Annotated in this window: 24 protein-coding genes; 8 read left to right on the top strand and 16 right to left on the bottom strand. The window is 45.8% G+C overall.

The genetic code is table 11. The features are described from left to right. Positions 1-211: 211 nt before the first annotated feature. The 4 genes from QZW47_RS02795 to QZW47_RS02780 form a co-directional block, all read right to left on the bottom strand. On the bottom strand, positions 212-907 hold the full coding sequence (locus tag QZW47_RS02795; protein ID WP_293123548.1) for a GDYXXLXY domain-containing protein: 696 nt from the start codon (positions 905-907) through the stop codon (positions 212-214). A gap of 268 nt (positions 908-1,175) precedes the next feature. Then, complete coding sequence (locus QZW47_RS02790; protein WP_293123545.1) at positions 1,176-2,579, bottom strand: DUF2157 domain-containing protein; 1,404 nt, start codon at positions 2,577-2,579, stop codon at positions 1,176-1,178. 668 nt (positions 2,580-3,247) lie between these two features. Then, the gene (locus tag QZW47_RS02785; RefSeq protein ID WP_293123541.1) at positions 3,248-3,952 is read right to left on the bottom strand and encodes a DUF547 domain-containing protein; all 705 of its coding nucleotides are present in this window, start codon (positions 3,950-3,952) and stop codon (positions 3,248-3,250) included. Between the two features lie 144 nt (positions 3,953-4,096). After that, positions 4,097-4,486: a pentapeptide repeat-containing protein gene (locus tag QZW47_RS02780; RefSeq protein WP_293123538.1), complete on the bottom strand. Its 390-nt coding sequence runs from the start codon at positions 4,484-4,486 to the stop codon at positions 4,097-4,099. Positions 4,487-4,615: 129 nt separating this feature from the next. On the opposite strand from QZW47_RS02780, the gene QZW47_RS02775 reads away from it, so the two are divergent. Next, positions 4,616-6,094 carry a bifunctional orotidine-5'-phosphate decarboxylase/orotate phosphoribosyltransferase gene (locus QZW47_RS02775; protein ID WP_293123535.1) on the top strand — a complete coding sequence of 493 codons (1,479 nt, stop codon included), beginning with the start codon at positions 4,616-4,618 and terminating at the stop codon, positions 6,092-6,094. A 225-nt stretch (positions 6,095-6,319) separates the two neighbouring features. Here QZW47_RS02775 and QZW47_RS02770 read toward each other — a convergent pair whose 3' ends face one another. Then, on the bottom strand, positions 6,320-6,508 hold the full coding sequence (locus QZW47_RS02770) for a hypothetical protein (protein WP_293123532.1): 189 nt from the start codon (positions 6,506-6,508) through the stop codon (positions 6,320-6,322). 193 nt (positions 6,509-6,701) lie between these two features. On the opposite strand from QZW47_RS02770, the gene QZW47_RS02765 reads away from it, so the two are divergent. Next, positions 6,702-6,917, top strand: coding sequence for a prevent-host-death protein (locus QZW47_RS02765; RefSeq protein WP_293123529.1), 216 nt, complete (start codon positions 6,702-6,704; stop codon positions 6,915-6,917). A 210-nt stretch (positions 6,918-7,127) separates the two neighbouring features. Here QZW47_RS02765 and QZW47_RS02760 read toward each other — a convergent pair whose 3' ends face one another. From QZW47_RS02760 to QZW47_RS02725, 8 genes are all read right to left on the bottom strand, one after another. Then, positions 7,128-7,274, bottom strand: a complete 147-nt coding sequence (locus QZW47_RS02760) for a type II toxin-antitoxin system PemK/MazF family toxin (protein WP_293124388.1) — start codon at positions 7,272-7,274, stop codon at positions 7,128-7,130. 26 nt (positions 7,275-7,300) lie between these two features. After that, positions 7,301-7,549 carry a SpoVT/AbrB domain-containing protein gene (locus QZW47_RS02755; RefSeq protein WP_015174616.1) on the bottom strand — a complete coding sequence of 83 codons (249 nt, stop codon included), beginning with the start codon at positions 7,547-7,549 and terminating at the stop codon, positions 7,301-7,303. Positions 7,550-7,685: 136 nt separating this feature from the next. Further along, positions 7,686-7,928: a YgiT-type zinc finger protein gene (locus QZW47_RS02750; protein WP_293123522.1), complete on the bottom strand. Its 243-nt coding sequence runs from the start codon at positions 7,926-7,928 to the stop codon at positions 7,686-7,688. A gap of 12 nt (positions 7,929-7,940) precedes the next feature. Then, positions 7,941-8,165 carry a hypothetical protein gene (locus QZW47_RS02745; protein WP_293123519.1) on the bottom strand — a complete coding sequence of 75 codons (225 nt, stop codon included), beginning with the start codon at positions 8,163-8,165 and terminating at the stop codon, positions 7,941-7,943. After that, entirely contained in the window at positions 8,152-8,310 is a 159-nt protein-coding gene (locus tag QZW47_RS02740; RefSeq protein ID WP_293124386.1) for a type II toxin-antitoxin system HicB family antitoxin, read from the bottom strand. Before QZW47_RS02740 ends, QZW47_RS02745 begins: the two co-directional genes overlap by 14 nt. Continuing rightward, entirely contained in the window at positions 8,243-8,725 is a 483-nt protein-coding gene (locus QZW47_RS02735; protein ID WP_293123516.1) for a hypothetical protein, read from the bottom strand. Before QZW47_RS02735 ends, QZW47_RS02740 begins: the two co-directional genes overlap by 68 nt. After that, positions 8,725-9,141: a hypothetical protein gene (locus tag QZW47_RS02730; RefSeq protein WP_293123513.1), complete on the bottom strand. Its 417-nt coding sequence runs from the start codon at positions 9,139-9,141 to the stop codon at positions 8,725-8,727. The genes QZW47_RS02735 and QZW47_RS02730 overlap by 1 nt, the downstream gene beginning before the upstream one ends. A 64-nt stretch (positions 9,142-9,205) precedes the next feature. After that, positions 9,206-10,561, bottom strand: a complete 1,356-nt coding sequence (locus QZW47_RS02725) for a serine/threonine-protein kinase (protein WP_293123510.1) — start codon at positions 10,559-10,561, stop codon at positions 9,206-9,208. A 228-nt stretch (positions 10,562-10,789) separates the two neighbouring features. Here QZW47_RS02725 and ispG point away from each other — a divergent pair, with 228 nt between their 5' ends. Beyond that, entirely contained in the window at positions 10,790-12,013 is a 1,224-nt protein-coding gene (ispG, locus tag QZW47_RS02720; protein ID WP_293123507.1) for a (E)-4-hydroxy-3-methylbut-2-enyl-diphosphate synthase, read from the top strand. Positions 12,014-12,401: 388 nt separating this feature from the next. Continuing rightward, complete coding sequence (ctpC, locus tag QZW47_RS02715) at positions 12,402-13,757, top strand: carboxyl-terminal processing protease CtpC (RefSeq protein WP_293123504.1); 1,356 nt, start codon at positions 12,402-12,404, stop codon at positions 13,755-13,757. A 91-nt stretch (positions 13,758-13,848) separates the two neighbouring features. On the opposite strand, the gene QZW47_RS02710 is transcribed toward ctpC, so the two are convergent. Next, on the bottom strand, positions 13,849-14,052 hold the full coding sequence (locus QZW47_RS02710; RefSeq protein WP_293123501.1) for a DDE transposase family protein: 204 nt from the start codon (positions 14,050-14,052) through the stop codon (positions 13,849-13,851). Positions 14,053-14,548: 496 nt separating this feature from the next. Here QZW47_RS02710 and QZW47_RS02705 point away from each other — a divergent pair, with 496 nt between their 5' ends. Next, positions 14,549-17,311, top strand: coding sequence for a cation-translocating P-type ATPase (locus QZW47_RS02705; protein WP_293123498.1), 2,763 nt, complete (start codon positions 14,549-14,551; stop codon positions 17,309-17,311). A 92-nt stretch (positions 17,312-17,403) separates the two neighbouring features. Here QZW47_RS02705 and QZW47_RS02700 read toward each other — a convergent pair whose 3' ends face one another. Then, the gene (locus QZW47_RS02700; protein ID WP_293123495.1) at positions 17,404-17,751 is read right to left on the bottom strand and encodes a hypothetical protein; all 348 of its coding nucleotides are present in this window, start codon (positions 17,749-17,751) and stop codon (positions 17,404-17,406) included. A 105-nt stretch (positions 17,752-17,856) separates the two neighbouring features. Between QZW47_RS02700 and tmk the strand changes: the two genes are divergently transcribed. The 3 genes from tmk to msrA all read left to right on the top strand — a co-directional run bounded on the left by tmk (position 17,857) and on the right by msrA (position 20,444). Beyond that, positions 17,857-18,525: a dTMP kinase gene (gene tmk / locus QZW47_RS02695; protein WP_293123485.1), complete on the top strand. Its 669-nt coding sequence runs from the start codon at positions 17,857-17,859 to the stop codon at positions 18,523-18,525. A 324-nt stretch (positions 18,526-18,849) separates the two neighbouring features. Continuing rightward, a complete protein-coding gene (locus QZW47_RS02690) occupies positions 18,850-19,809 on the top strand; it encodes a DNA polymerase III subunit delta' (protein WP_293123482.1) in 960 nt (319 codons plus the stop codon). Between the two features lie 170 nt (positions 19,810-19,979). Next, complete coding sequence (gene msrA / locus QZW47_RS02685; protein ID WP_293124384.1) at positions 19,980-20,444, top strand: peptide-methionine (S)-S-oxide reductase MsrA; 465 nt, start codon at positions 19,980-19,982, stop codon at positions 20,442-20,444. Positions 20,445-20,718: 274 nt separating this feature from the next. Here the strand turns inward: msrA and psbA are convergent, their stop codons facing one another. Beyond that, positions 20,719-21,801, bottom strand: a complete 1,083-nt coding sequence (gene psbA / locus QZW47_RS02680) for a photosystem II q(b) protein (protein WP_293123479.1) — start codon at positions 21,799-21,801, stop codon at positions 20,719-20,721. Positions 21,802-21,929: the final 128 nt, after the last annotated feature.

Here is a 21,929-nt window from a genome sequence, read left to right as displayed (position 1 = left end):
TAATGGATTCTTTTGACTTGTCGGCAATCGAATTCAAATCCGATCGCCAATTGTAACCGATATTGTCCGAGATATGTTGAGTTCACCAGATTTGACCTGTGAGCGACTCCCCCGCTACCCACCGATTTCTAAGCAAAAATACCCAAATCCCGGTCGCTGTGTCGATTCCAACTCAGGAGACCTATGCTTAACGACCGGGCGGCGAAACCGGCTAAAATCGATAATTGCGATCGCGCACCCACAAACTCACAGGCACAGCATGGCCTGTTTTGTCAACCTTTACTTCTACGACAAAAGACTGCCGCTGCTTCCGTTGAGCTTCGCTAATCTCCTGATTGACTTTTTCCCGCTCGTGCTCCGGCATATAATAAGTTTCTAAGCCGTATTCCATCCGCGAACCGTTATATTTGCCTTGAATTGCGATTTGATTGGCGGGCAAATTTGCGGGATTTTCCAGGCTGACGCGGGTGGGTTTCCAAGCTTGGGGGCGGCCTGGCTTATCTAGATTTTTGGGAGATTCTAAGATTACATAAAAACTGGTGTTTTGCTTGACATAATGCGTTTTTTGTGTGCAAACTTTTCCTGGCAGACAAGCTGTTTTGTCGGCAGGTAAATCTTTCCAGCCGGGGAGCTTTTCGAGATTTGTGCGATCGGAAATATCATAGCTCAAAACTTGGTAATATCCGCGCAAAAAGTCGTAAGGGTCTACTGGTGCAGTTTGCAGGACAACTGTTTTACCAGTAATAAAAGTGTAAACTGCTTGGGCGGGAACTGCGGCAATCAGTCCAATTTGTAGAATCAATGGAATCCACAGCCGCCACGCGGGAAGACATTTAAAAGCAGCGGGAAGGGTGAAGGATGGAGGCTGAATTAAAGTATTGGTTGTTTCTGGGTTTTCGGTCTTCATATTAATAATGATTGGGCATGGGGCATCTCGCCCTGAGCGAAGTCGAAGGGTGGGGCATGGGGCATGGGGCATGGGGAATTGGGAATTGGGAATGGATGATTGGGAATGGATGATTGGGAATTGGGAATGGATGATTGGGAATGGGGAATTGGGAATGGATGATTGATTCGCAGAATGAGATCGTTTAGCTTCTGATTGGAATCATGATTTTTCGAGTGCTGTCTTCGCTCGCGAGAGAGATCAACAAGGGTGGATGCTTGCGATAACCCTAATTGTCGTTAATTTTAGCGAAGTGTCGCTCGAACCATATACCTGCTGCAATTACGCCAATTCCGCACAAGACAAATACAAAGGATTTGAGCAATAGTTCTGTATTGTATTCAAACAAGCGACTGATAATTTGCAACGTTATTAATACCATTCCTCCCCAAAAGCTCTGGCGGTTTCCTAAAGCTAAACCTTCTCGGACTAAGCCGACTGCGAGCAGAAATGATAAAACATTAAACAGAAAAGTTGCTAATACAGGAAGAGGAGTAAAAGTCAGGTGAAAAAACGGTATGAAGGCGGCCGCGAGGATGAAAAATGCGATCGCACCTGAGGTCAAATCCCCTGGTTTTCGCGTGCGACGCCGCAGTTCCAAACGTCCCAAATGCAGCCACTCAAACACCGCTAAAGCACCCAAAACCGCCGTATTTGCCAACAAAACCCAATCAGGCCCGGTTTCCCTAGGTGTCGGCGAATCTTGCCAAAACCAGTGGAAAGACAGAAAGTAAAACAAACCGGCAAAGTACAACAATGCTAAACTGCGGGCGGTAGGTTGAAACAGCCTGCTGTGTACTTTCGGCCACATCACATCGTCATATCCCCACAGCAAAGCGGGCGGTAGGGCACAAAATATTGCTGCGCCCCAGCCGCCATCGGCTCCTTGGGCAATTGAAACTTGTAATGAAAAAATTATCGCGATCGCACCGATCACAAAAATAACACGCGATCGACACCAATAGGCGATCGGCACAAACATCAAACTCGCAGCAATTGGCATTTGGCGCACCAAAACCTGCAACCAAGAAAACTCAACTTGAGAAGACCAATCTAACACAGCCAGCCAATAGCCAAAACCGATTAAAAGTGCCGATAAAACGCCCAACGAAGTCAACCGCAAACTGTAAGCCATTCCCAACACGCCGATTCCCCAAACTAGGAAAAGCCCAAAAGCAGAACCGCCGATGTGGAACATTTGCGCCATCAAAGCCATATTTGCTCCTAAAATCAAAGCTCCTAACAGCAACAATCCTTCACCGAGAAGTTGGTTTCGCCCTTTTGTTAGAGGTAAAATACTTTGATTTAAGTTTTTGTTTTGGGATGGTGGAATGCGCCACAAATAAAACCCCGCCGCATTGACTGCGACAAAAACGCTCAGCAGCATTGCGACTCTAATTTCGCGCGACCAAACTTGCCAGTTGGCTGCTACAAAAGTGATAACTCCTATTCCCAGAAGTATGCTACCCAAACCGATGAGAATGCTCAAAAATTGATTTCGAGAAGATGTTTCGATGGTGTAAAATTGATAGCGTTCCGAAAGTTGTTGGTAAAGGGAAGAGTCGATAAGTCCTTCTGCTTCCCAGAGTTTGGCTTCTGCGCGCAACTCGCGCCGAAATTTGTCTGAAATCATGTTGAATATTCCAGAGTGTTTTAACTGTGATTGTTATCATAATGTCACTTGTCGGTCGATTGTCCGTGGATGTTGGGACACCTGCTGAACTTGCACAGGAGTGTTTTAGGGTGTTAGACTTGAATAGGCTAAATTTTTGATTGATAGAGTCACCGCAGATGTCATACCATTTTTTTTAAGTTATGATAAACTTTCATGAAAAGGTAAAGTAAATAATTACAAAGCCCAATTGTCCTGTATCTCCACCATATCTTTAAAAAATGGTATGACCATAACAAAAATGGTTCGTAGTGTGGACTTTAGTCCGCAATAAGAGCGGACTAAAGTCCACACTACGAACCTTATACCATTTTTTTTAACTTATGATATAGTTTTATGCAAAGATCAAGGAGATAATTACAATGTCCAACGATCGTTTATCTCTATTACATCTTTAGAAAAATGGTATCAGACAGATAAACACAGATAAACGCAGATATTTTTTTAAAGTAAGATTGTTTTCGATTTTTGCAATCCCAGTCTATTATTGGTTGATAGTAATTTTCAAACAAGTCGGACACGGCAATGCCGTTTCCCTACAGATGATGCCTATAATTTAAAGAGCGGGAAAACTCTCTGGAAATTATCTGCGTTTATCTGTGTTTATCCGCTTTACATCTGCGGTGACTCTAAACTTGATTTAAATTCCAATCATAGGGCAAAAAAACGATCGCCCATTCATCGCTAACAGCCCGCGACGGCCCCAAATAACCGCCCGCATACCCAACAACGGAACCCGCCGCCTTGACAAAATCCTCGGCGTACCACTGAAAAATCTTGCTCAAATAAAGCGTCTTTTTCCCAGCATCGTAGCGCACCTTATCGGGATTGTTGATAAAACTACTCGCTTCCGCCTCCAGTTGAGTCCGCACAGATTCGGGGAAATAAGCGCCGCGGCGCAGCAGCGGGCACCCGACGGAAGCACAAACTAAGGCAAAATGGATGCGCGGTTCGGCAAATTCTGGACGCAAAATTGCGTGTTCGATTTGATTGAGGCTATACTTTTTACCACCAATAATCGAGTTGGAACGGGTGAAGAAATCCAAAAAAGCTAGCCAGTTGGGAATTCCCAAAACTTTGGGACGGATGGACGCGATCGGGTATACTTCGAGAACTTGGGAAATTGCGATCGCATTGTACGCATTCAGCCACAGCGCCAGCCGCGCATCCGCATCGGTAACAGCAGCCAAATCGACATCCGCCAAAGTTCCCAGCCAATTGCTCAAAACATCCGCTCCTTCAGCTTTCCAGCGCCGGTAATCCACGCGCCCCCTAGCGTCAACGTAGCGTTGTAGCAACTCATCCCAGGTTGAAAAGTCGATCGAATTTAGCATTCATTACTATCCACATTCTAAGACGGGCATTGCTTTAACGACTAATCTTCAGTTGTCGCGCATTTAACTTGTACGCTTATTTTATTGAAATTTTTGTGGGCGATGCTCCGAGCAGCACACAAAAAGTCAATAATACAGTACAGCTTATTTAATAGTACCGTCAACCCAAGTAGCCCCTTTCAGCTTAGCATTATTCAAATTTGCCCCGGTCAAATCTGCCCCGATTAAATTGGCCTCAGTCAAATCAGCACCTGCTAAATTAGCTTGCCGCAAAGAAGCCCCACCGAGAAAAGCCCCGCTCAAATTTGCTCCAGATAAATTAGCTTCCCTGAGATTTGAACCTCTCAAATCTGCGCCTCTCAAATCGGCATTTGCTAAACTCGTTTGCTGAAGGGGAATGCTTCTCAAATCGCATCCCGGACATTGGTTAGTTTGTCGCAACTGGTTAATTTGCTGGGGGTTCGCCGCAATCACCGATGTAGCTAACCCGAATATCATTCCGAATGAAACTGCTCCCAAAGTTACAGATTTCATGGTCTTTACCTTCTACAATTAGAAAAGATTCTTAATTTAAACTTCAACGGCCCTCGATTGATTCCGGCACCATACCAATCCCTCTTTCAGATACAAGTGGGTAATTCCCCTTGATCTCCCTCACCAAATATGAGCAATAAAACTAACTTTTTTGACCGACTCTTAGCTGCGGTAGAAAGCAATCAAAGCCTGCTGTATTTAGCCCTAGATCCAGACCCAGAAACCTTACCCGCGCTGGTTTCGATGACTGTTGAGGAAACTCAAATTTTTGTAACTGATTTGTTGAAAAGGCTTAAAAGTGCGATCGACCAAACAGCCGATTTAATCTGTGCTTGCAAAATCACCCTCGGTTTTTACCAATCTCTCGGCATCCCCGGCTGGCAACTGCTGCAACAAATATTAACAATTATTCCCCAGCATCTGCCAGTAATTTTAGATGCGAAACACAGCGATTTCAACAGCAGCGCCTTGTTTGCGAAAACCGTATTTCAAGACTGGCAATTTGACGCGATTACTCTCAGTCCCTATGCCGGATTCGACGAAGTAGCGCCATTTTTATTATATCCCGGAAAAACAGTTTTTGTGCTTTGTGCCACAGCCAACCCGTCAGCCGCCGCATTGCAGGAATATCCGACAGCAGAAAACCCTTTGTACTTGCAATTAGTCCGACTCTCGCAAACTTGGGGAACTCCCGAAAAACTCGGTTTGGAAGTAGGAGTAATGCCAGATATGTTGGCACGCATCCGCCAATTGGCTCCCGAACGGCTGATTTTAGTCGAAGGAGACATCGCCGCCGAAAATGACCTGACAGAAGAAAACGACCTCGCACAACTGCTGGCGGCGGGTTTAAGCAAGAATGGTGAGGGTTTATTGCTGCCACTGCCCCCAAGGTTATTAGCGCGACCAGAACCTCGCCGAGAAATTGAGAAATTGCGCGATAATATTAACAAAGAGAGGTTGCGTGCGATCGAAGGAAGTCCGACTTGCGAATTGTGGCTACCGGATGTTTGCTTTTTGAAACCGGAACCCAACCGCGACTTAATCTTACAACTTTATGACATTGGCTGCGTAGTATTTGGCGACCACGTACAAGCATCCGGCGCCGTATTTCCATATTACATCGACTTGCGAAAAATCATCTCAACCCCGCAAATCTTCCATCAAATTGTCAGCGCCTATGCAGACATTCTCAAAGACTTAAAATTCGATCGCATTGCGGGAATTCCCTACGGTTCTTTACCAACAGCAACCGGCTTAGCATTGCGGATGGAACGCCCGATGATTTTCCCGCGCAAGGAGGTGAAAACCTACGGCGCGGGTAAGTTAATAGAAGGGCATTTTCAGGCCGGAGAAACGATTGTAGTAGTCGATGATATTTTGATTAGCGGCAAAAGCGTGATGGAAGGTGCCGCCAAGCTAAAATCTGCCGGGTTAAACGTGGAAGATATCGTAGTATTAATCGACCACGAACAAGGAGTCAAAGATAAATTGCAAGCCAACGGTTATCGCGCGCATTCCGTGCTAGCGCTTTCCGAAATCGCTCAAACTTTGTATCAAGCAAACCGCATAGATACTTCGCAATTCAATATGTTGACAGCCGAAACTTAAACCCGAATCCTGGACAGGAAAATAGTGTTTGAACTCGCGCGCGTGCGTGCGATCGCAATAAAACTATACCAGTTTTCAAAATACTTGCTACAATCATTGATTATAGATAAAATATCTGTCATCAACAGAACTCCCCGCCGGACACGGCAGTGCCGTTTCCCTACAGATGAGATACAATCATTTCGGTAGTAGCAATATTTTTGATAATTGGTATTAGTTCGTAAATTATCTCGGCACAAAATACGCGACTGGATACAAATAATCTTCGCCGGATTCATCAATAACTCGGACAAATTGATGTTCAGCAGACCGATTATCTGGTATGATTCGATATATTTTTCGCACTTCCAAGGATGCTTGATAATCTAGATTGTTAATGCAGACTACAAATTTGCTTTCTAAGTTAAACTTCATATTCGGATAAATTAATAGTCGTAGGGTGCGTCAGTGTGATAATTCTCAATCATTACCGAAAATCTCATTCTGACGCACCATTTATTCCGGGCGTGCGTCAGTTTTAAAATTGTGAGTTTGTAGCGACAATCTCCCTAGCTGACGCACCCTACAAGATATAATTTAGTTTTAGCACAACACCAATCATTGCCCTATGAAAACCGTTGATAAAAGTCAATTAATAGCTCAATTACTAGAATTATTGCAACTTGTCGAGATTGAAGGCGAAGAAATTGTAGTAATGGATGGAACTAAACCTGTTGTGAGAATTTCTCCGTATGAAAAAACTCTTTCAACTGAAGAATTATTTAAGGATATGCGGGGGAAAGTCAAATATTTTGAAGATTTAACTGCGCCAACATTTGTTTGATCGAGTATTTTGTAAGGTGCGTCGCTATGAGATAGTCGGTTTTTGTTGAGGATTTTTCGAGGCGACGCACCCTACGACTTACCCAACGCGAAAAGCAGTAGGGTGCGTCAGTTTAGTAATTCTCAATCATCATCGAAAATCTAATTCTGACGCACCATTTATTCCGTGGTGCGTCAGTTTTGAGATTGTGAGTTTATGGCGAAAATCTCCCTACCTGACGCACCCTAATTCACTGCGATTTTGTATGTCATGGCGATCGAACCCCATTTTTATGTTAAATTTAGTTTGACTCACAACCAGCGCAGGTCTAGTCCCCATTTGTTCGTGTCCTGCTTGAGGGTCAAAATTGAGGCGAATAAAATGACCTCATTGGGGGATATAGTTTACCAAACTTCTTCTCCTTCTGGTTTTCCCCAAGAGACTTCTTCGCTAGATTCTATTTCGCCTGCCAATAATTCATCTAGGGTATATTTGGATATTTTATTATTTACAGGCTCTATGACCAGTTTCCCATTTTCTATGCTGCAAATTACTGAATCTTCGGCTTTAAGATTGAGAAACTTTACTATGTAGTCTGGTATTGGTAAAGCCAAGGAGTTACCTAATTTGCTGATGTGTATTTTGGCTGTCATACATTTGCGATTTTAACACTCAGGTTTATTTATCATAACACAATTTGTTTCCTCGAGTATTTTGTAAGGTGCGTCGCTATGAGATAGTCGATTTTTGTTGGGGATTTTTCGAGGCGACACACCCTACGAGTGTGACTTACCCAACTCGAAAAGATTGCCCCATCGCTTGAAATTCTTGAGTCTCTTCTCGCTGCAATTGCTGTCTAATTTTAGCAAACTTCCTAACTGTTTCCACAGAATACAACCGTTCTCCACAGCTTATGCAAACTTCAGCGGATACTTTTAAGATAGCAGTATGATTGCCACCCCGTAAAAGTTTATCGACTTCTTTGATAACTATTTCACCGCTGCAAATCGGGCATTTTTCTACTGATAGCATTGTTAATTTCTCCTAGGCAAATACTGCTGCTACGGCTTTCGGCAATTCTATCGGCACGAAATACGCGACTGGATACAAATAATCTTCGCCGGATTCATCAATAACTCGGATAAATTGATGTTCCGCAGCGCGATTATCCGGTATTATTTGGTAGATTTTTCGTACTTCCAATGATGCTTGATAGTCTTGATTGTTAATGCAAACTACAAATCTGGTTTCTAAGTTAAACCTCAACATATTTGCATAAAGTCCTGGCTTCAGGAATAGACGAACCAGATTGACGCAACTCTTCTAAATGAAAAACTATGGCTGCTTTAATTTGGTGTTCGACTTCCTCGAGAGTTGTTCCTGTCCCTAGGGATCGGGGGAACTCTGGTAAAATAATCAGAAGAATTGCTTTCTGATTTCCGGAGGGGAATTAAATCTCGATTGTTGTTCCTGTTGCTAGGCATCTGGGTACCTCGGGCCACATAAGCAAAAGAATAGCTTTCTGCTTTCCGGAGGGGAATTAAATAAATTCTAATTCTGCTTTGACTATCTGCTTTTGGGTGTGCCAACACCATAAACCCTTTTGGCGTCAATTCCCATCTGTCGCGAGGCGAATTTGTTTCTACATATCGTTTAACCAAGCCATCAGCAGCCAGTTTTTTTAAGACAACCATCATGTCAGGTTCTCGCGGTACATCTCGACGGGAAAGTGCATTCGCGAGTTCGTACCAACTCCACTTTCCTTGACTTTTAGCTACTAATTCCAGCAGCACTAATTCAAGCTGGGTTAATTGAGTTAGGTTTTTCATCAAAATTCCTCTACGCTTACGCTCGGATGAAATAAAACGCCGAATCCTTCTTTTAATTTATAATCTTCAAGAGTAGCTGTGTGAGCATTGTTCCAAAGTTCATAAGCCTCATCCGGGTCAGCGGGTTGTCCAGTTGGGTAGCCAAGCTTTTTATACCTGAGATACTCGCGTAACTCGTGAGTATAAAAGCGTAAATCAACAGGCTCAGCTACAAGGGTTTGGGTGGTGATACCTCTTAACCTTTCAACCATTCTTAGCTCAGCTTCACCAACAGGATTAAATCTGCGAACATGAGCTTCAACTAAGGCAACGCCTTTATCAGTAATTTTAACATTTTGATAAGATAAGTTGAGAATGTTTCCACCAGCTTTCGAGGGATTGAAGGGTCTGCCACTTTTTGCACCTTTTTCTATCATTTTATTCGAGTGGCTTTAATCTATCCGCAGTTAACAAAGTTCTGAAACGCTTAGATGTTACAGTCTACAAGTCTCGACGCGAGAGAAGAGAACGCCCCACAACAAGCCCCCCACCAACCACCCCATCAGTTAACTTTCCCTTCACACACGGGAGGTGTCCTATAGGTGCTTTGGTGTTGAATTTTAGATCATTATAGTGCAACCATTTACTACTATTCACACGCCAACCTACCCGATCGCCAAAAGCTTCCCAAATTTTACCATCATATTCCCTGGTTCCCCCCAGACTTTCATAGATGCGTTTTTGCACCGAAAAGCCGAAACGTCCGTTACTGTACTTTACCCAAAGTTGGTCAATGGTGCGTAAATCTTCACAGGGAAATCGATCGATATCTTCACCCCTCAGCCAGCCATCCTTTGTTCTCCCCGCTACTTCCAGCATTTTTATTGCCGTTTCCCCATCCGCCTCTTGCCATTTTCCGCTAGCCAACAGCCGATCGAGTTGACGATAATCAACTCCTTTTGCTGAAATCAATTTTACAGGTTGTGGCGCTGGCTGCGGGCTAGGAATCGTTGGCGAAACACCCCCTCTTTGCCCCCGATTGCCGGGGGATTGGGGAAGCATAGCCAACCATTTTTCCACCGACTGAGGACGCTTTGTCTCATCCATTTCCATCCCTTTAAGAATTGCCCGATGCACCGCATCGCTAATATTAGGATTGATCTGAAATGGAGGCTTTAAAGGATGATTTAAAGCCCTCATAAATGCAGCAGTTGGTGGTGTTTTCGTTAGCAGATAGTATAGCGTTGCCGCCAGAGCATAAACATCTGTGTACTCACCAAATCTACCCATTTCCCCGTACTGTTCGGGAGGGGCAAAACCGTGTGTTAATCCAATAGTCATTTGCTGAGTACAATCTGGAATAAAACCCCGCGCCAAACCAAAGTCAATCAAAACTGCATCAAAATTGTCGCGTACCATAATGTTTTGTGGCTTGATATCCCGATGCAGCAAACCTTTTTCGTGAACTACTATTACGGCTTCTGCCACTTTGCGGATGTAGTTTAAAGCTTCGGTTTCCCACAGAATTCCGCGCTTCCCCACACATTTCCACAAATCTTCCCCGGCAACATATTCCATCGCAATACAGGGCAAATCACCATCAATGAAATAGTTGTCTATTTGCACAATATTGGGATGTTTGCACAAAGATAGCAGCAGCGCCTCATCCCGGAATTTGTCCCGATACCAGCCAAAATTTCGATCGCTCAATAAGTCGTCTTTCAGCGTTTTGATGACAACCCGCTGTCGGTTTTGCGCTTTCTTCGCTAGGTACGTGGCCCCAAAGCCACCCTCACCTAACTTACGGTCAATAATATACCGATCGCCATTTAACTTCTGTCCCGGTGTCCAAACCATTCCCCTCACCGCCAACCCATATCAATGTTTATCTCGGCCTAGCCTGTATCTTAACTGTATTTTGTAGGTTGGGTTTAGTTCCACGCGCCGAACTCAGTTCGCCTTCCCAGTGATGCTTGGCTTTTAATTCGAGAAACCTCTTTACCCAAACAGGTCATTTCTATGGCAACCTAAAAAACAGCAGACACAATTTTTATAGACTTAATTACAAAACACTAGCAACCAACTATGCAAACTCTGCCCAATCCAACTAAAACCCCAAACCCTCAACCAATCTTCGACACCAGCATCAAACGCCGCAAAACCCGTCCGGTCAAAGTTGGCAGCATCACGATCGGCGGAGGCAACCCAGTCGTCGTACAATCGATGATTAACGAAGACACCCTCGACATCGACGGATCGGTCGCAGGAATTCGGCGATTGCACGAGATAGGCTGCGAAATCGTCCGCGTTACCGTGCCCAGCATGGCCCACGCCAAAGCTTTAGCCGAAATTAAGCAAAAATTGCACGAAACCTACCAAGCTGTGCCCCTGGTTGCGGATGTCCACCACAACGGGATGAAAATTGCGCTGGAAGTCGCCAAACACGTAGACAAAGTGAGAATCAATCCGGGGCTTTACGTTTTTGAGAAGCCGAAAGCCGACAGAAGCGAATACACTGACTCGGAATTTGCCGAAATTGGCGAAAAAATCCGCGAAACCCTCGAACCTCTGGTGATTTCCCTGCGAGATCAAGGTAAAGCTTTGCGAATCGGCGTTAATCACGGTTCCCTCGCGGAACGGATGCTGTTTACCTACGGCGACACCCCGGAAGGTATGGTGGAGTCGGCGCTGGAATTTATCAAAATTTGTGAGTCCCTGGACTTCCGCAATATCGTGATTTCCCTGAAAGCTTCCCGCGCGCCGGTGATGGTGGCTGCTTACCGCTTGATGGCGCACCGGATGGACGAACTCGGCATGGATTACCCGCTGCATTTGGGCGTTACGGAAGCTGGCGATGGCGAATACGGCCGGATTAAATCGACGGCTGGTATCGCGCCGCTGTTGGCTGACGGTATCGGCGATACTATCCGCGTCTCGCTGACTGAGGCGCCGGAAAAGGAGATTCCTGTCTGCTACAGCATTCTGCAAGCTTTGGGATTGCGGAAAACTATGGTTGAGTATGTGGCTTGTCCTTCCTGCGGCCGCACTTTGTTTAATTTGGAGGAAGTGTTGCATCAAGTGAGGGAGGCGACGAAGCATCTCACGGGTTTGGATATAGCAGTTATGGGCTGTATTGTCAATGGGCCGGGAGAAATGGCTGATGCTGATTATGGTTATGTCGGGAAGCAACCGGGTTTTATTTCTCTGTACCGCGGCCGGGATGAAATTAAGAAGGTTCCTGAGTCGGAAGGTGTGGCAGAATTGATTAATTTGATTAAGTCGGACGATCGCTGGTTTGAACCTGAGTAAGCTTTGCTGGATTTAGTTTTGAGGTTTGGGGCCTGGTAGAAGCCATTGGTGTGAACAATTGCCTGAAACCGTTGCAAAATCTCGCTTCGATCCGAGACCAGATCCCCCCTTAGCTTGCCCCCTACTCCCCCTTAAGAAGGGGGGGACAAGAGTATTCAAAGTCCCCCTTCTTAAGGGGGATTTAGGGGGATCTAGCCTCGGATACACAGCAGACAAAGGATTTTAAGCATTAGCTAATCCATCGCCCGCATTCGCCTGTGACAACCTCTGCATTGGGAACAAAACTAGGCAAAGTTGAATAAATATGTATCCAAAATCCGACCAAGGCTTGCCTGTGTTAGATTGGGCGTGATTATTCTGAAGTTTTTTCCTCCGGCGCGTCAGACAAATGGTTATAACAAAACGAGGCCTCGTTCTAAGTGCAGCAGCGGTGATTCTCACTGCTGTAACTCTTGCCAACACTGGTTGCAGTTCTAAATCTCTGGCTTCTTTTAGGGGAAGTCCTAAAGAATTGGTTGATGAAGTTTGGCAGATTATTGACAAAAGTTATGTTGATGGCACTTTTAACCAGGTTGACTGGAAAGCGGTGCGGAATGATTATTTGAACCGGACTTATACTAGCGATGAGGAAGCTTATAAAGCAATTCGCGAAATGCTGAAGAAGCTGGACGATCCTTATACCCGGTTTATGAACCCTGAAGAGTTCAAAAATATGCAGGTTGAAACTTCTGGGGAATTGACAGGAGTTGGGATTCAGTTGACTCAAGATGAGAAAACTAAGAAGTTGGTGGTGATTTCTCCGATTGAGGATACTCCTGCTTTTACTGCTGGTATTCTAGCTAAAGATATCATTACTAAGATTGATGGCAAAACTACCGAAGGTATGGATACGAATCAAGCAGTAAGTTTGATTCGCGGCCAGGCTAATACTGAGGTGACTCTGACTGTTTTGCGGGGCAATAAGGAAATAGATTTTAAGCTGAAACGCGCTAAAATTGAAATTCATCCGGTGCGGAAGTCGGTGCAGAAAAGCCCGATCGGCGAAATCGGCTATATTCGCTTAAATCAGTTTAGCGCGAATGCTGCTTCGGAAATGAAGTCGGCAATTAAGGATTTGGAACAGAAAAAGGTGGCAGGCTATATCTTAGACTTGCGTTCCAATCCCGGCGGTTTGCTCTACGGCAGTATTGAAATTGCTCGGATGTGGCTCAAAGAAGGTACGATCGTCTCTACGGTCGATCGCGTCGGTGAGGCCGATCGACAAACCGCAAACAAAGGAGAGATCACTGACAAACCTTTAGTTGTACTCGTAGACGGCGGTTCAGCAAGTGCTAGCGAGATTCTATCCGGCGCTTTGCAAGACAACAAGCGCGCGGTTTTGGTGGGAACTAAAACGTTTGGTAAGGGTTTGGTTCAGTCGGTACGTGGTGTCGGAAATGGCGCCGGTTTGGCGGTGACAATTGCCAAGTATTTTACTCCCAACGGTACTGATATCAATCACATGGGAATTAAACCGGATTTTCAGGTTGAACTCACTGACGCTCAAAAACAAGAGTTGCGGCGCGATCGCGATAAAATTGCTACGACGGCCGATCCGCAGTACGCGAAAGCTTTGCAAGTTTTGACTAATAAAATTACTGGTAAAACAGGAGATAGTAACGCCCAGGCGAAACCGCAGGCTGCGCCTCCCAAACCGACTGCGACGCAGGCTAAACCGAGTGCGGCACCTGCTAAATCTAAGTAGTTTTTAGTTACAAAAACTTCAGCAAAGAAGGACTAAAGTCCTCACTACGAACCTGGTTTGTAGTGAGGACTTTAGTCCTTCTTTCGTTCGTTTATTGCGGTTGACATTTACCAGCCCGAATTAAACCGATGCGTCGGGCGATCGCATCTTCAGCAGAATTGTAAGGGCCCCACTGTTCTATAATAGTGGGGTTTTGTTCTATTTGGGCGATCGTCTGCGAGGGCTCCGCCAACGGCAAAATCTCGCAATTACCAGCAGGACGTTTGACAATATAAAATTTTTGTGATTCTGTCATAGCTAAATTCGTCAGATAAAAGTTCGATACTAACTAATATAAGACGGCGGTTGAAACCGCGTCTACACAAACGATGTCCGCCTCCGCGGACTGAAGACAATAACCGTCCAATCTTCAACCCGCGAAGGCGGGTTTTGTCTGTGTAGACGCGGTTTCAACCGCCGTCTAATCTTCAACCCGCGCAGGCGGGTTTTGTCTGTGTAGACGCGGTTTCAACCGCCGTCTAATCTTCAACCCACGAAGGCCGGTTTTGTCTGTGTAGACGCGGTTTCAACCGCCGTCTAATCTTCAACCCACGAAGGCCGGTTTTGTCTGTGTAGACGCGGTTTCAACCGCCCATTTTCTGTTCAAAACTGCGATAAGAATTAAAAAAAACTAACACTTTCGGAAGATGCCAGATATTTTATCTATGATAACAATATAGACATTTATCTAAGCCGTGCATCAAACACTTTCTCTTCTCATCGAAATATTCTAATCAATACCAAGAAAAACAATGCAATTTCTCCCCAAAACAATCCCCGAAAATCAAACCGAAATCATCCCAATTAAAGAATCCCCCCCGCCAGAAATTGTTACTTTCGATGTCAGCGGAATGAAATGTGCGGGTTGCGCTGCATCAGTTGAACGCCAACTCATGCAGCATTCAGGTGTCCTTTCCGCTTGCGTTAACTTAGCCGTAGAAGTCGCAACGATTGAGTGTCAACCGGGGGCTGTCGATGCAGAGGTTTTAGCCAAAAAGTTGACTGATAACGGATTTCCCTCTCTGTCTCGCTTAGGTGGAAATCAGCGCGAAGCGGAAGCGGCAGTAATTGAACGGCGGCGGCAAGAAATTCGACAGCAAATCAATCAATTGTCGATCGCCCTGATCCTAATTATTCTATCCGGTTTAGGTCACGTACTCGGCACAAAAGCCCCAATTCTCAGCAACATTTGGTTTCACTGGGGACTCGCCACCCTCGCATTGCTGCTACCGGGCCGCCCGATTATCGTTGACGGCTGCCGCAGTTTGTGGCGCAACGCACCAAACATGAACACTTTGGTAGCTTTAGGCGCAGTCACAGCTTACACGGCTAGCAATGCGGCGCTGCTGTTTCCACGCATGGGATGGGAGTGCTTTTTTGACGAACCCGTGATGCTGCTGGGCTTTATTTTGTTGGGCAAAACTCTCGAACAACAAGCCAAACGGCGCGCTGCATCTGCTTTGCAAGCTTTAATCGCACTACAACCGGCGACAGCCCGCTTAGTTGATTTTAAACTCCCACTTTTAGATTTTGCCTCGCCAGAATTGCCGCCAAACTCGACATCTGCGGTCTACAATCCACAATACATTGAAATTCCAGCCGATCGCGTCCGAGTCGGAGAATGGTTGCAAGTTTTACCGGGGGAAAAATTTCCCGTAGACGGCGAAATCTGCGAGGGAAAAACCACCGTAGATGAGTCGATGCTGACTGGCGAATCTATCCCAGTTTTGAAGCAACCAGGAGATACAGTCGCGGCCGGAACTATCAATAAATCCGGGGCAGTTGTGATGCGGGCAACTCGCACAGGTCAAGAAACAACTGTAGCTCAAATGGTGGCTTTGGTGCAAGCTGCCCAAACTCGCAAAGCGCCGATTCAACATTTAGCAGATACTGTCGCCGGATATTTTGTCTATGGCGTGATGGCGATATCGGCTTTAACTTTCTTATTTTGGTATTTTGCTGGAACTCATATTTGGCCTTCTGTGCTTTTAGGACAAGGGGTAATGGATATGAATCACGGGGCAATGGGCATGGGGCATGGGGCATTGGGCATGGGAAATCAATTATCAATTACCGATTACCAATTACCCATTACCCATTATCAATCTTCTTTGCTGTTAAGTTTGAAATTAGCGATCGCAGTTTTAGTCATCGCTTGTCCTTGCGCTTTGGGACTGGCTACCCCAACTGCAATTTTAGTCGGTTCTGGCATCGGGGCGGAGCGCGGGTTGTTAATTCGCGGTGGTGATGTTTTGGAACGGGTACATCAATTAGATACGGTGGTTTTTGACAAAACTGGGACTCTCACAACTGGAAATCTCACACTCACTGATTATTTGCCGATTTTTGTGAATTATGAGTTGGATTTGAACTCAGATATTAATGTGGGAAACAGCCAAGATTCCTGTTCCACAATATCCACAATTGATGATGTTTCTGGCAACAAGCAAGATGCCTGTTCCACAATTTCTACAATGTCTGCAATTGATGATGTTTCTGGTAACAGGCAAGATGCCTGTTCCACAATTTCTACAATGTCTGCAATTGATGATGTTTCTGGTAACAGGCAAGATGCCTGTTCCACAATTTCTACAATGTCTGCAATTGATGATATTTCTGGCAACAAGCAAGATGCCTGTTCCACAATTGATTCAAAACTGCTGCAAATTGCCGCGGCGGTGGAAAGAGGCGCTTGTCATCCGATCGCCGCCGCGATTTTGCTGGAATCTCAACAGCAACGTTTGCCGCTGCTACCTGCTGAGGATTTCTACACGGAACCGGGATTTGGGGTTTCTGCTCTGGTGGAAGGCCGGCGGGTGTTCGCGGGGAATGTCGAGTGGATGAGCCAGCAGGGCGTCGCTGTGGCTGCGAAACTTTTGGATTCTTTGGCAGGCAAAACGGCGGTTTACGTGGCTTCTGGGGGCGTTTTGCTGGGGGTAATCGGGCTAAAAGATAGTCTGAGACCGGATGCTAAGGCGGCGGTCGATCGCCTGCGGGATATGGGATTGCGGGTGATCATGCTGACTGGTGATACTGCATCGGCGGCGGCTGTGGTGTCGCAGCAGCTAGGTTTGGGGGAGGCTGATGTTTTCGCTGAAGTGCGGCCGGATGGAAAAGCCAGGGCGATCGCCAGTTTGCAAGCCCAAGGCTGTAAAGTGGCTGTAGTCGGCGATGGTATCAATGATGCGCCGGCTTTGGCTCAAGCAGATGTCGGTATCGGTTTGCACTGCGGCACAGATGTAGCGGTTGAGACAGCTCAAATTGTGCTGATGCGAAATGCTTTGATGGATGTTGTTGAGTCGATCGACCTTGGTCGCGTTACTTTTAATAAGATTCGCCAAAATTTATTCTGGGCTTTTGCTTACAATATTCTGGGAATTCCTGTTGCAGCCGGTCTCTTGCTGCCTGCAACTGGAATTTTACTCAGTCCTGCGGCAGCCGGCGCATTTATGGCATTTAGTTCTGTTAGCGTTGTTACCAATTCTTTGCTGCTGCGGCAGAAGTTTCGAGCTTAAATGTATGCCTTCCAAATAAAAGTCATCAGCGATTGGCCATTAGCTAGGAACTAATGACCGATCGCTGATGACTTATGACTAATTATTTATGGCTACAGTGCCATACTCTCCAAAAGCCGCCAGTTATTATTTTTCATGACGGAACGACTGACAAGCTCGAACATTTGACGGCAGTGGTTATTGGTTTGCAAGGGCAATTCCTCATTTTTGATCACGAAGTTCATACGAACCTCTGAGTCACTAGCCGCGTTTTTCTCGATTAGAACTTCGGCGGTGACCAGTTTCGGAATCGAAACTTGACCCGGAAGTTCGCGGGCCATCAGCGAATCTCCTGTATTGTAGATAATATCAAGATTGCATGACTCTAAAATTTCAATCAGAGACTGACGGAGACGGTCGATGGGAACTGCAACGATAAAAAAACCAGTATAACGAGCCATAGATAACTCCAACTGTGAGGCACTTAGACTTTATCATCATACCGAACCTAGAACAGATAGACAGAACGATTTATATTTATTTTCATTGAGGTGGAAAGTTACGGAATGAAGGGCAAACTTATCGTATTTGAGGGGGTAGAAGGTGCGGGAAAAACTACTCAAATGCAGCGATTGATACATAGGCTGCAATCAAGTTATCCGCAGAAAGTCCGGTTGGTGGCTACTCGCGAACCCGGGGGTACTGAGTTGGGAAAAGGACTGCGGCATTTGTTACTCAAACAAGATCCGGGTGAATCTGTATCCGACCGAGCAGAATTACTCATGTACGCGGCCGATCGCGCTCAGCACGTCGAAATTTTTATTAAACCCGAGTTATCAAAAGGAACGATTGTTTTATGCGATCGCTTTACAGACTCTACGATTGCTTATCAGGGCTACGGCCGCAATCTTAACTTAAATTTAATTAAGCAGTTGAATGAAATTGCCACAGGCGGCTTGGAAAGCGATCTAACTTTGTGGCTGGATATTAATGTTGAGGCGGGTTTGGCGAGGGTAAGAGCGAGGGGAGAGCGCGATCGGATCGAGCAAGCAGATTTGCAGTTTCACAAGCGGGTACAGCAAGGTTTTGCCGACTTGGCCGAGTCAAATAAATCTAGAATTGTCCGGATAAATGGCGATCGCCCAGAAGATGCGATCGCTCACGAAATTCAAGCTATCGTAACTCGCAAATTAAAAGCTTGGGGATATCTAAATAATACCCATTCTGAAAAGTAGGCTTACATAGATGGCCAGAAACCGGGTTTTTTTAGGAAATATTTGCTTAAAATCCTCAATCTTGATGAAAAACCCGGTTTCTTCGTTCGTAGCTAACTAACTGTAGTAGCTAACTAACCGTAGGGTGCGTCAGGGGGCAAAATTCTGCGCTCAATAGTCATCAAATTCAGCCCACTGTTGCACCCCACAATAACTAAAAAATTATTCCATCCATCCGTTACACCCGTGGAGCGAATCCGTTACCGAACTTCCTTCTTCCTTCTTCCTCCTTCCTCCTTCCTTCTTCCCTCTTCCTTCTTCCTTCTTCCTTCTTCCTTCACAAACATGGATTATTTCACATCATTAATCGGACAAAATCGAGCAGTAGAATTGCTAACCCAAGCAGTCGATCGCAACCGAATTGCTCCGGGTTATCTATTTGTCGGCTCCAACGGCACCGGCAAAAGCTTAGCAGCACAGTGTTTCATCGAACTTTTATTCTCAGTCAATCTTCCCGAAAGGCGATCGATAGACTCCGTGCAAAATCGCGTCAGACAGCGAAACCATCCAGACTTGCTCTGGGTAGAACCAACCTACATGAACCAAGGCAAACGGCTGTCCCCAAAAGAAGCAGAAGAAGCAGGCTTAAAGCGGAAAGCACCGCCCCAAATTCGCCTGGAACAAATTCGAGAAATCGGTGAATTTCTGAGCAGGCCACCGCTAGAAGCAGGGCGTTCCGTCGTAGTTTTAGAACAAGCAGAAACAATGGGCGAGGGAGCCGCTAACGGCTTGTTGAAGACTTTAGAAGAACCGGGAAAAGCCGCCCTAATCTTAATTGCACCGACGGTGGAAGCTTTGCTACCCACATTGATTTCCCGCTGTCAAAAAATCCAGTTTTCGAGGCTGAATCCCCAAGCAATGGCACAAGTTTTGGAGCAAGCGGGATTCGCCGAGATTTTATCCCATCCCGAGGTAATAGGTATGGCGCAGGGAAGTCCTGGAGAAGCAATTGCTATTTGGCAGCAACTGCAATCAATACCCGAGGATTTGCTGCAAAAAGTCAAGCAGTTGCCTCAAAATCTGCGGTCAGCTTTGGAATTGGCTAAGGAAATTGATAAAACTTTAGATACTGAATCTCAGTTGTGGTTGATAGATTATTTACAGCACTGTTACTGGCAGCAATTCTTGGCAGGACGAATTACCCGATCGCCCTTAGATCCCTTAGAAAAAGCCCGCCAATATTTGCTAAACTACGTACAGCCGCGATTAGTCTGGGAATGCACGCTAATGGGAATTTGTCAGTAGATTTTAGATTTTAGATTTAGTTGCAGCGCAGTAAATCACAGAGCAGTAAGTCTTAGTCTAAAATTTTGGAATCGACCCAGAGGCTGGTGTCAGAGGCTTGTACTCGTTTTTGCGCGGGGGGTCAAGCATCATCTAATGCCGAGTTTTATCCCAATAGCATGAGTAACACAATGGAAAAAGCTACATTTGCCGCCGGTTGTTTTTGGGGAGTCGAACACAAATTTCGCGCCGTTGTGGGTGTGGTTTCGACTGCTGCGGGCTACACAGGAGGTCACTGGCCCAATCCCTGCTACCTGGATGTCTGCGCCCGAGTCACCGGTCACGCCGAAGCAGTGCTCTTGGAGTACGATCGATCGCAAGTGAGCTACGAAACACTGCTAGATATATTCTGGAACTGCCACGATCCAACCCAAATCAATCGCCAAGGCCCCGACAGAGGCGAACAGTACAGGTCGGTCATTTTTTATCACAACTCCGAACAAGAAAAAGCCGCCCGCGCCTCCAAACAAAAATTGCAAATTTCCGGTAAATACGACAAAGATATTGCCACCGAAATCAAACCCGCTGTGGAATTTTACATGGCAGAGGATTACCACCAGCAGTATATTGAGAAGAAGCGGCAGCCCTCCCCGTAGAGCAATTTATTTGCATCCACTTAATTATTAGTCGTTAATTGTTATATTCTACAGGCCACAACAACTAGAATCAAATTACTTCGTAGTCATGACTTGAGTCATTACGCAAATCAAAGGACTCGCATTCATCACTACGAACCTGTGAGGACTTCAGTCATTACCAAAATCAAAGGACTAAAGTCCTCACTACGAACCTGATACAAACACAGGATTTTTCCCAAACAAAAAGCGCCCCTATTTCTAGGAGCGCTTTTTGTCTATCGAGGACTAAAACTTAGCCGTTGATGGAAGGAGCAACCAAAGCCACGGGAGTTGTTTCGCCAGCGGCCAAGTCGAGTGGGAAGTTGTGAGCGTTGCGCTCGTGCATTACTTCCATACCCAAGTTAGCGCGGTTGATAACATCAGCCCAGGTGTTGATGACGCGACCTTGTGAGTCGATAATCGATTGGTTGAAGTTGAAACCGTTCAAGTTGAATGCCATTGTGGAAATACCCAAAGCGGTAAACCAAATGCCAACTACTGGCCATGCGCCTAACAAGAAGTGCAAGGAACGGCTGTTGTTGAATGAAGCGTATTGGAAGATCAAACGACCGAAGTAGCCGTGGGCTGCAACGATGTTGTAGGTTTCTTCTTCTTGACCGAATTTGTAACCGTAGTTTTGCGATTCGGTTTCGGTTGTTTCACGAACCAAAGAAGAGGTAACTAAAGAACCGTGCATGGCGGAGAACAAAGAACCACCGAAGACACCAGCTACTCCCAACATGTGGAAGGGGTGCATCAGGATGTTGTGCTCGGCTTGGAACACGATCATGAAGTTGAATGTACCGGAGATACCCAAGGGCATACCGTCTGAGAATGAACCTTGTCCGATAGGGTAGATCAAGAATACTGCGGTGGCTGCTGCAACTGGTGCAGAGTATGCTACGCAGATCCAAGGACGCATTCCTAAGCGGTAGCTAAGTTCCCATTCACGACCCATGTAGCAAAAAATGCCGATCAGGAAGTGAAAAATTACCAGTTGGTAAGGGCCGCCGTTGTACAACCACTCATCCAAGGAAGCAGCTTCCCAGATTGGGTAGAAGTGCAAGCCGATCGCGTTTGACGAAGGAACAACTGCACCAGTGATGATGTTGTTGCCGAACATCAAGGAACCAGCTACTGGTTCGCGGATGCCGTCGATGTCCACGGGAGGGGCACCGATGAAGGCGATGACGTAGCAGATTGTGGCAGTGAGCAAGGTAGGAATCATCAAGACGCCGAACCAGCCTACATAGAGGCGGTTGTCAGTCGATGTGACCCAGTTGCAAAACTGCGACCAGATATTAGCGCTTTCGGGCTGTTGTAAGGTTGCTGTCATGTGTTTATGATTGCTATTGGTTTTTCAATGTTCGGATGATGTCTCTATTATTAACTGTCTCGTTAAGGTTTGTAAAGGGGTGTAACGACAGTTTAACTGATGAGCCTCATCAGGAAAGCTGATGGGGG

Source organism: Microcoleus sp. bin38.metabat.b11b12b14.051, assembly GCF_013299165.1.
Taxonomy (GTDB): Bacteria; Cyanobacteriota; Cyanobacteriia; order Cyanobacteriales; family Microcoleaceae; genus Microcoleus.
The sequence above is the reverse complement of the archived record's forward strand: the minus strand, read 5'-3'. Positions and strand labels throughout refer to the sequence as shown.

Coding starts and splice junctions, on each gene's coding strand:
- QZW47_RS02730 (WP_293123513.1), bottom strand. CDS start 9,141: ATGATAGAAAAAGGTGCAAAAAGTGGCAGACCCTTCAATCCCTCGAAA.
- QZW47_RS02735 (WP_293123516.1), bottom strand. CDS start 8,725: ATGAAAAACCTAACTCAATTAACCCAGCTTGAATTAGTGCTGCTGGAA.
- QZW47_RS02705 (WP_293123498.1), top strand. CDS start 14,549: ATGCAATTTCTCCCCAAAACAATCCCCGAAAATCAAACCGAAATCATC.
- QZW47_RS02725 (WP_293123510.1), bottom strand. CDS start 10,561: ATGGTTTGGACACCGGGACAGAAGTTAAATGGCGATCGGTATATTATT.
- QZW47_RS02795 (WP_293123548.1), bottom strand. CDS start 907: ATGAAGACCGAAAACCCAGAAACAACCAATACTTTAATTCAGCCTCCA.
- QZW47_RS02765 (WP_293123529.1), top strand. CDS start 6,702: ATGAAAACCGTTGATAAAAGTCAATTAATAGCTCAATTACTAGAATTA.
- tmk (WP_293123485.1), top strand. CDS start 17,857: ATGAAGGGCAAACTTATCGTATTTGAGGGGGTAGAAGGTGCGGGAAAA.
- psbA (WP_293123479.1), bottom strand. CDS start 21,801: ATGACAGCAACCTTACAACAGCCCGAAAGCGCTAATATCTGGTCGCAG.
- QZW47_RS02785 (WP_293123541.1), bottom strand. CDS start 3,952: ATGCTAAATTCGATCGACTTTTCAACCTGGGATGAGTTGCTACAACGC.
- QZW47_RS02755 (WP_015174616.1), bottom strand. CDS start 7,549: ATGACAGCCAAAATACACATCAGCAAATTAGGTAACTCCTTGGCTTTA.
- ctpC (WP_293123504.1), top strand. CDS start 12,402: ATGGTTATAACAAAACGAGGCCTCGTTCTAAGTGCAGCAGCGGTGATT.
- ispG (WP_293123507.1), top strand. CDS start 10,790: ATGCAAACTCTGCCCAATCCAACTAAAACCCCAAACCCTCAACCAATC.
- QZW47_RS02770 (WP_293123532.1), bottom strand. CDS start 6,508: ATGAAGTTTAACTTAGAAAGCAAATTTGTAGTCTGCATTAACAATCTA.
- QZW47_RS02745 (WP_293123519.1), bottom strand. CDS start 8,165: ATGTTGAGGTTTAACTTAGAAACCAGATTTGTAGTTTGCATTAACAAT.
- QZW47_RS02700 (WP_293123495.1), bottom strand. CDS start 17,751: ATGGCTCGTTATACTGGTTTTTTTATCGTTGCAGTTCCCATCGACCGT.
- QZW47_RS02780 (WP_293123538.1), bottom strand. CDS start 4,486: ATGAAATCTGTAACTTTGGGAGCAGTTTCATTCGGAATGATATTCGGG.
- QZW47_RS02710 (WP_293123501.1), bottom strand. CDS start 14,052: ATGACAGAATCACAAAAATTTTATATTGTCAAACGTCCTGCTGGTAAT.
- msrA (WP_293124384.1), top strand. CDS start 19,980: ATGGAAAAAGCTACATTTGCCGCCGGTTGTTTTTGGGGAGTCGAACAC.
- QZW47_RS02775 (WP_293123535.1), top strand. CDS start 4,616: ATGAGCAATAAAACTAACTTTTTTGACCGACTCTTAGCTGCGGTAGAA.
- QZW47_RS02690 (WP_293123482.1), top strand. CDS start 18,850: ATGGATTATTTCACATCATTAATCGGACAAAATCGAGCAGTAGAATTG.
- QZW47_RS02750 (WP_293123522.1), bottom strand. CDS start 7,928: ATGCTATCAGTAGAAAAATGCCCGATTTGCAGCGGTGAAATAGTTATC.
- QZW47_RS02790 (WP_293123545.1), bottom strand. CDS start 2,579: ATGATTTCAGACAAATTTCGGCGCGAGTTGCGCGCAGAAGCCAAACTC.